We start from the raw sequence: 356 nt of genomic DNA, 5'->3' as shown, positions 1-356 counted from the left end.
GCATCATGATGCTTTGTCAGCTTGCCAAGCGCCTGACGCAGAGCCGACTCGTCAAACCCCTGCTCCCGGTGCAGCATCACCGCCTGATTAAAGTGATGCACGTCTACTTGCTCCTGCGCAAAGAACTCGTGCTGGATCGGAAGCAATGCCGTTTCTCCGCTTACTTCTCCCTGATCTGCCATACGACTGACCTCGTGCATATGCGGTGCCAGGGTTGCGACGATGGGATAGCGGAACAAATCCTTCATGTCCAGCTTGTAGCCTACCTGGAACGCACGGGATACGATTTGAATCGCCTTGATCGAATCGCCACCCAGATCAAAGAAATTGTCCAACATACCGACGGTTGGCACACC

1 protein-coding gene is annotated in these 356 nt (G+C 54.2%); it reads right to left on the bottom strand.

Annotated features, from left to right (window positions below; all coding sequences use genetic code 11):
- Positions 1 to 356 (bottom strand): phosphopantetheine-binding protein (locus G9G53_RS25800; RefSeq protein ID WP_238796330.1); only part of this gene is annotated, 356 nt, incomplete at both ends.

The organism is Paenibacillus sp. EKM206P (assembly GCF_011066155.1).
Lineage (GTDB): Bacteria > Bacillota > Bacilli > Paenibacillales > Paenibacillaceae > Paenibacillus > Paenibacillus polymyxa_D.
The sequence above is the reverse complement of the archived record's forward strand: the minus strand, read 5'-3'. Positions and strand labels throughout refer to the sequence as shown.